The 8,127-nt window shown below is 51.2% G+C and carries 3 protein-coding genes and 3 pseudogenes; all 6 read right to left on the reverse strand.

Annotated features, from left to right (window positions below; all coding sequences use genetic code 11):
* Positions 1-97: 97 nt before the first annotated feature.
* The 6 genes and pseudogenes from JCM16496_RS15080 to JCM16496_RS15105 all read right to left on the reverse strand — a co-directional run bounded on the left by JCM16496_RS15080 (position 98) and on the right by JCM16496_RS15105 (position 8,010).
* Entirely contained in the window at positions 98-319 is a 222-nt protein-coding gene (locus JCM16496_RS15080; RefSeq protein ID WP_002558131.1) for a DUF2795 domain-containing protein, read from the reverse strand.
* 70 nt (positions 320-389) lie between these two features.
* Positions 390-944 carry a cob(I)yrinic acid a,c-diamide adenosyltransferase gene (locus tag JCM16496_RS15085; RefSeq protein ID WP_025835319.1) on the reverse strand — a complete coding sequence of 185 codons (555 nt, stop codon included), beginning with the start codon at positions 942-944 and terminating at the stop codon, positions 390-392.
* A 151-nt stretch (positions 945-1,095) separates the two neighbouring features.
* Positions 1,096-1,726 (reverse strand): annotated as a pseudogene (locus JCM16496_RS15090) (hypothetical protein).
* A 4-nt stretch (positions 1,727-1,730) separates the two neighbouring features.
* A pseudogene (bas-suc, locus tag JCM16496_RS15095) lies at positions 1,731-3,229 on the reverse strand (3-succinylated cholic acid synthase).
* A gap of 96 nt (positions 3,230-3,325) precedes the next feature.
* Positions 3,326-5,792 (reverse strand): annotated as a pseudogene (locus tag JCM16496_RS15100) (glycosyl hydrolase family 95 catalytic domain-containing protein).
* A 4-nt stretch (positions 5,793-5,796) separates the two neighbouring features.
* On the reverse strand, positions 5,797-8,010 hold the full coding sequence (locus tag JCM16496_RS15105) for a glycoside hydrolase family 3 C-terminal domain-containing protein (protein ID WP_025835322.1): 2,214 nt from the start codon (positions 8,008-8,010) through the stop codon (positions 5,797-5,799).
* Positions 8,011-8,127: the final 117 nt, after the last annotated feature.

Here is an 8,127-nt window from a genome sequence, read left to right on the forward strand (position 1 = left end):
GTAATTCTTCAACCATAGTTATCGGTTTTGGAATTACTTCTCCCTATGTTTCAAAATATTACCAGAGATACCGGTAAGTTTTTTCTTTTAAAGCGTATCAATATTCCTCCTCGTTGAAAAAAAAGTCCTCTTTGCTGGGATAATCGGGCCAAATATCTTCTATGCTTTCATAAATCTCGCCTTCATCTTCCATTTCCTGCAGATTCTCAATCACTTCAAGCGGAGCACCCGAACGCATGGCATAATCTATCAATTCATCCTTAGTTGCCGGCCAAGGAGCATCTTCCAATTTAGATGCTAATTCCAATGTCCAATACATAGTCTCTAGTATTAAAATTGTGAATATTAAGTCCTATTTCTATTTTTCGGCAAAAGTATAACAATTTATTTCACTTGCAACTATTATTCCAAAATATTTCACCTTTTTTGTCGTCTTGATTCATTTTACGGGAAAGGACGAACAAATAATCAGACAAGCGGTTCACGTAAGCCAGTAATTCCGAAGCGATTTCCACTTGTTCGGCCAGAGCAAGAATCCGACGCTCTGCACGGCGGCAAACCGTACGGCAAACGTGGCAGACTGCCGCACCGCGACTTCCGCCGGGAAGAATAAAGGCTGAAAGAGGAGGCAAAAGAGTATCCAAACGGTCTATCTCCCGCTCCACCATTTCCACCTGCTCCGGGCTGATGATACTGGCTTCTTTCAGCTCCATTTTCTCCCGGTCTGTGGCCAGATGAGAGCCTACGGCAAAAAGTCTGTCTTGCACTTGCTGCAGAAAATCTTTATCCTTCCCGTCAGGCAGGTACGTGATGAGAAGACCCAGATTGGAATTCAGCTCATCCACCGTACCGTACGCCTCGAGGCGGATATGCGTTTTGGGTACACGGGTTCCGCCTACAAGGGAGGTGGTTCCTTTATCTCCGGTTTTGGTGTATATCTTCATAATGCTGCATTTTAACATTTGGTTCACCACAGAGGACACAGAGGCGCACAGAGTTTAATCATCTGCAGAAGCCGATACCTGTTTTCAATCAAGAAAATAAAAATTCTGCGCGCCTCTGTGCCCTCTGTGGTGAATAAACGCCTAAAGATAGTCAAAAGTTGACAATATAGTCTTGTTTTATCTTTGTTTTATCGAAGAATATGATACCAAGGTCATAAAGGTCGAACGTAATGCCTGCCCGCCCGTCCTGCTTCATACGTTTCCAGAGGGCAGACATCTGCGGAGTGTAACGGATACCCTCAATCACAAAAACAGACTTCCCCCTGGTGCGGGCGGAACAGATGCGGAAGACCTCCTCTACAAAACCGGGACGGCGATAGTCGTGCAAATAGAGGAAGTCAACGGGAACGCCACTCTCCAGAAAGAGCCCGGAAAGGTCGGAAGCCGAGGTATAATCCGCCCCCTCCTTCCCCGCTTTCAGATAGAGCAGAAGCGGCAAGCGTACCGGCATCTACGATGGTCTCCGGCTGGGTATAGTTTACCAGACGGAACAGAAGACGTTTTACTTTCTTCGATTCGTACTTCCAACGTTTATCTTTCTCCAACTCCAGTTGCTGCTGTGCCTTGGCCAGCTCTTCATATTTATAATAAGCCGTACTTTCGTAAATTACATGCGTAATCAGGTTAAAGGCAAAAGGAGAATGTACACCGTAGCCGCAACGGTGCCGGAAACGGTACAGCCAGATAAAAGGCCGTTTTAGAGTAAGCAAAATACGATTCATTATTTTAATGTGCTAATGTACCTTTGAAAGTCACCCCTTCACCCGAAGAATAATTCTCCGTAACAGTCAGGAGTACCTTGTTATCCTCAAAGCGGAGCGCAAGCCCAAGAGCGCTTATCCAGTTGACATAATGTACTTTCAGCTGCAAAGCATCAGGTGACGCCCACGCATAACTGCCTGCCACCTGGAAAGGGCCTTCTATACCTTAAAACGCCCCTTTGCAGCAACCGAATACGGAGGATAGCCATCAATTGCCGCTTTCGACCATTGCTTATAGCCAAACGGAAGACTGTATGTCTTTCCATCTTTCTCCACCACAGTCATCACCACTTCTTGCTGCTTGAATTGCAGTTCTATGGATTGCCATCCGTATTTGTTCTCTCCGAGCAGGATGCGCTTGCCCGCATACTTCCGCGAAAGAGAGGAAGCTGCCTTTCCCTGCACCAACGGCAGTTGATAAGAACGCTGCGTCTTCTGCAGGCGCTTGTAATCCTTGCCGGGCACTAATGCCTGTTCCCCGACCTCCGGCAACAAGCGGTTCCAGACCAGACGACGCTGCCGGCGGCCATCTATCAACGTACATTCGGTAATGACCACTACCATATCCTTGTCCGGAACAATCAGAATGTATTGCCCCAAAGCCCCGTCAGCACGTACAGCACCCGGATATTCGCAAAGCCACATCTGATAGCCATAATCCCCTATCTGTCTGGTCATCATCTGCTCCACCCAGGAAGCAGGAAGCAACTGTTTGCCTTCCCAAACACCGCGATTCAGCAGCAGCAATCCGAATTTTGCCAACGACTCACTCTGGATATGCAGCCCCCAGCCACCGGTATTGATACCTTCGGGGCTTAGTTCCCACGCAACGTCCGTGATATGCATCGGAATGAAAAGCTTCTGTTTCAAATAATCCAGCAAGGTCATGCCCGTCACCTTCTGCACAATGGCAGAAAGCATATAGCTGCAAATAGAATCATATTCAAACTTCTTACCCGGAGTCTTCACCGGTTTGGCAAGGAAGGTACGTATCCAGTCGGGAGTGAGATTGCGCATATTCCAGTCGGGAGTGATACCCGACGTCATGGTAAGCAGGTCGCGGACAGTCATGTCTGCCAGATTAGCGGAAACCGAATCCGGAAGAAGTTCCGGGAAGAAGGTACCGACGCGGTCTGTCAAACGCAGGCGGTTGTCTGCAATGGCAAGTCCTACGGCAGCCCCGACAAAGGTTTTGGAACAGGAATACATGGTATGGCGATATTCCGGCGCGAACGGAGCCGGATAGATTTCTCCGATGACCTTGCCGTGACGCAGCACCACTACGCTGTGGATGTCTGTTTTCGGCAATGCCATCAGGGAATCAAACAAGGCAGTGACAGCCTTGGAAGGGACTCCTTCTGCCTCGGGTGTGGAACGTGGCAACTCATTGACTTGTGCATGAACCGTCAACGCTCCCAGCAAGCCGAGAAACAAGAAGAAGAAGAAACGGACTCTATTTTTCATAATCATCTAAGATATTTGTTCTACATGCGCTGCAAATGTACGGCATTCGGGCGCGAAAGACAAATAACTTGATAATTTTGTCGGAAGGGAACGTTCTTATAAGAAATGTATGGTCGCCGCCTCTCCCTTGTTCAAATCCAACGGGAATACCGTTTTTTTGTAAGTATGCGTACGTCCTCCTATCTTCACCTGGGCACGGACGGCGCCTGCGGGCATCTTCAGGGTAAATTTACCCGGAACAAGAGCGGTAACAACAGCCCTCGTGGCCCGTCCATCCTTCCAGTCAAGGTCTATGGAAGCCCCGCCACGCACGCGCATTCCACGGAAGCTACCGGTAGTCCAGCTATCCGGCAGGGCAGGAAGCAGATGGATAAAACCCTCATGGCTTTGCAACAGCATTTCTCCGACTCCCGCCGCACCACCATAGTTGCCATCAATCTGGAAAGGTGGATGCGAACAGAACAAATTGGGGAAAGTGCCGCTACCATGCCCTCCCGTCGCAGCATCGACGGCAGGATGCAGCAAGCTCTTGAAGAGTTTCCAAGCACGGTTCCCGTCTCCCAAACGAGCCCAGAAGTTTATCTTCCAGGCACGGCTCCAACCGGTGCCCCCGTCTCCACGACGGTTCAAGGTCATCCGGCAGGCTTCGGCAAGCTCGGGGGTAGCGTCCGGCGAAATCAGGTTTCCCGGATGCAGGCCGTAAAGGTGGGAAACGTGGCGATGGTGCACATCCACTTCCTTATAATCCTCCAGCCATTCCTGCAAATATCCTTCCTTACTGATTTGCATGGGTGGGAATCTCTTCAGGTCCGCCTCAAGCTTTGCCACATAGTCTGCATCACAATCCAGCAGGCGGGCGGCGGCAATGACATTGGTATAAAGCTCGGTGAGCAGTTGCACATCCATAGTGGGCCCCATACAGATGCTGACGGGAGTCACGCTGTCACCCGGCACATAGAAACTGTTTTCCGGAGAAGAAGTGGGGGCAGTTACCAGCCAGCCATGCCGTGGCTCCTGCACGGTGGTGGAACTAAAGAACCGGGCGGCACCTTTCAAGACGGGATAGATGCGGCGCAAATAATCCTTGTCCTGCGTATACAGATAGTGTTCCCACAAATGGGCACACAACCAAGCGCCACCGGTATTGGTAGCTCCCCAGGAGGGGTGTTCGCCGGGAGCGGTATAATTCCATACGTTGGTCATCATGTGGAGCACCCAGCCATCTGCCTCATCGCCATAGAAAGTACGCGCACTTGCCTCTCCCGAAGGATAAGGCGCTCCATCAGCGTCGTCAGCGGCTGATAGAGTTCGGAGAGGCCGGCTTGTTCCAAAGGCCAGTGTTCATCTGGATATTGATGTTCGTATGATAGTCCCCGTTCCAGGGAGTCGATACTCCATTTGCCCAGAGTCCCTGCAGATTGGGAGGCAGACTGCCGGGACGGGTACTGCTGATGAGCAGATAGCGCCCGTAGTTATAGTATAGAGCAGCCAATGCCGGTGACTCCTGCTGTGTGAAGCGGAGGATGCGCTCGTTCGTCGGGAGCGTATCATCCGGCGTGGCAGGAAGCGTCAAGGAAACACGGTCGTAGAGGGAACGGTGGGCAGCGACATGGCTGGAAAATGAAGAATGAAGAGTGAAGAATGGAGAATGATGGGAAACGGGGGCGGTGAACTGGCGGAGCAGACTGTCGCAGACTTCCGCATAGCGCTCGCCCGGGAAGTCGGTACCGGCAGCAGCATAGGAGGTAGCGGCAGAAAGTATCAGCCAGGCTTCCTGCCCGTTCTTCAAGCGGATGCCGTTTTCCGGGCTGACAGACGATTCACCGCCGTTCTGTACGAGTTGCATGGCCACACGGTATTTCATACCGTCCAAACCGGGCTTACCGCTTTCCAACATGCCGTCCATCAAAAGGGTGTTCCCTTGGGCAGTCACCGAGCTATGTTCCGCACGGCTCAAGCGGGCAGAGAAATTCAGAGTCCCTTCACGTCCGGCAACCAGATGAATCAGCATGACATCACGGTCACGGGAGACGAAATACTCACGACGGTAATCGACATCTTCCAGCCTGAAAGCAGTATATGCCACCGCATCGCGCAAGTTGAGCCAACGGCGATAGTTGCTTAATGGAGAATTGAGAATGGAGAATGAAGAATTGTAGGTAAAGTCTATATCCAAATCGCCCAATACCTGATAGGTTCCATATCTCCCGTCAGTCTCCTGTTTCTTCGGAACGAAACTGCTGTACATCAGCTCCTGCGCTTCGCGGTTCTTTCCCTCAAACAACAGTTGCCGGATGGCAGGCAGACTCTTCGAGGCATCCGGATTGCTATAATCCGCCTCCATGCCGCTCCATAAGGATATCTCATTCAGCACAATGTGCTCACGGAGAATGCCTCCGTCGGGCATCATACCCAAGCGTCCGTTGCCCAAAGGAAGGGTCTCCTCCCAGATAGCAGCGGGCGACGTATAGTACAACTGATGATTACAACTGTCGGCAGGTGCACCGGCTGCACGAAGCAGCAACGGAGCCGCAAGCACAAATAGAGTGGCAAGTGTCTTCATGAGGCTATTTCATTTCGAACGGAACTACACCACGGACATCGGTAGACGAAGCGCAAACGTATGCCTTGAACTTACCCGGTTCGTACTTCCAAGCTGCGGAAGCCTCATCGTAAAACTTCAAATCATCCGGAGTAAGGGTGAAAGTCACGTTCTTCTCCTCACCCGGCGCCAAAGCAACCTTTGCAAAATGTTTCAACTCCTTTACAGGACGGAGCACACTGCATTTATCATCGCCTACATAAAGCTGTACAATCTCTTTTCCGGCAACGCTACCCGTATTCTTCACGGCAACTGTCACCGTCAGCGTACCGTCGGCAGCCATGGTCTTGGCAGAAGCCACCGGTTTGCCGTATGTAAAGGTAGTATAGCTCAAACCATGACCGAAGGGGAAGAGGGCCGGAATCTTCTTGGTGTCGTGCCAACGATAGCCCACCAGAATATCCTCCTTATACTCCTGCTTGATGCTGTCACCCGGATAACTGAGTTCATCAAAAGCATGTGCACCGCAATCCGTCAACCGGGCAGGGAAAGAGAAGGGCAACTTTCCGCTCGGGTTCACCGCACCACTCAGAACGTCAGCCAAAGACTTGCCACCCATGGAGCCCAAATACCAGCCTTGCACAATGGCAGGAACCCGGAATACCCACGGCATTTCCACCGCATTACCACTGAGAAGCACCAGAACCAGGTTCTTGTTTACACCCAACAAAGCCTCAATCAGTTCATCCTGCCCGAAAGGCAAGCCGTATTCCAGACGGTCGCCACCTTCACAATCCTGAAAGTGGTTCTTGTTCAATCCGCCTACCAGTACCACCAAGTCTGCCTTTTTCGCCATCTCCACGGCTTCTGCACGGAGTGAGTCTACCACATTCTGCGGGATTTCATCTGCACGACCGTACATCGGACGACCGGCGGCATAACCTTTTGCATAGGCTACCTTATCGCCATAAGCGGCACGCAAGCCATCCAGCGGAGATACCATATCCTTCACTTTCAGTTCGGAAGAGCCTCCTCCCTGATTCAGCAAGCGTACGGCATTATCGCCCACCACCAGGATATTCTGATACTTGGCTGCATCAATCGGCAGCAACGGGGCACCTTTCTTTACCACCGGAGCATTCTTCAACAGCACAATGCCCTCATTGCCTATCTCGCGGGCAGCGGCATAATGCTCTTCCGTAGCTACCGAGCCATAGGGTTTCTGACGGTTCATCGCCGTACGGAATATCAGACGGAGAATGCGGGAAGCCTTGTCGTCTATCGTAGACATCGGCACTTTGCCATCCTTCAACATCCGGAGGTAAGGATTGGCAAGGTAATAATCGTTATAGGTAAATGCACTTTCGGATGTCAGACCGTTGGTGTAAGAGCCCATCTCGATATCCAGACCGTTGACGGCAGCTTCATAGGTGTCGTGGGCACCGCCCCAGTCGGTAATGACACAGCCGTCGAACTTCCAGTCGCCTTTCAGAATTTTGTTTAAGGCAAAATCATTATGGCAGGCGTGCTGGCCGCGAATCTTATTATAAGCACCCATAATGCTCCAAGCACCACCCTCTTCTACTGCAGCCTTGAATGCCGGCAGATAGATTTCATACAGAGCACGGTCGCTAAGATTCACATCGATATGTCCGCGCCACAGTTCCTGGTTGTTCAGCGCATAGTGCTTGACACAAGCTGCCACTCCGTTCTTCTGCAACTCCTGGATGTAAGGTACGCACATCACACTGGCCAGATAAGGGTCCTCGCCCATATATTCAAAATTACGCCCGTTCATCGGAGTACGGTAGATGTTGACGCCGGGCCCCAGCAACACATCCTTTTCACGATAGCGCGCTTCCTCACCGATGGCCTTGCCATACTTGGCAGACATGTCCGGATTCCAGGTAGCGGCCAGACAAGTCAAAGCCGGGAAAGCGGTAATGCTGTCATTGGTCCAGTTGGCATATCCCCAGTCGTTCCAGTTAATTTCGGCACGGACACCGTGAGGGCCGTCGCTCATCCAAAGCTCGGGAATGCCGAGTCGCGGAACCCCCGCACTGCTGAATTTACTCTGCGCATGGCAAAGGGCTACCTTCTCTTCCAGCGTCATCCGGCTGAGGGCATCCTTTACACGTGCTTCAATAGGTTGTGCATCGTCCATATAGACCGGTGTCTGTGCAGACACGATGCTGATGGAGCATGCCAATAATAGGGCGGCTAAAAATTTATTCTTCATAATGCTTATCAGGTTTAGTTCACCACAGAGGACACAGAGGCGCACAGAGTTCTTTCTTTTATAGTCGAACAGAATTGGTTTGCGAAAAAATACGGAGTAACTTACTTCTCCTCCTCC

Origin of the sequence: Bacteroides rodentium JCM 16496, assembly GCF_000614125.1 — a bacterium.
Classification (GTDB): domain Bacteria; phylum Bacteroidota; class Bacteroidia; order Bacteroidales; family Bacteroidaceae; genus Bacteroides; species Bacteroides rodentium.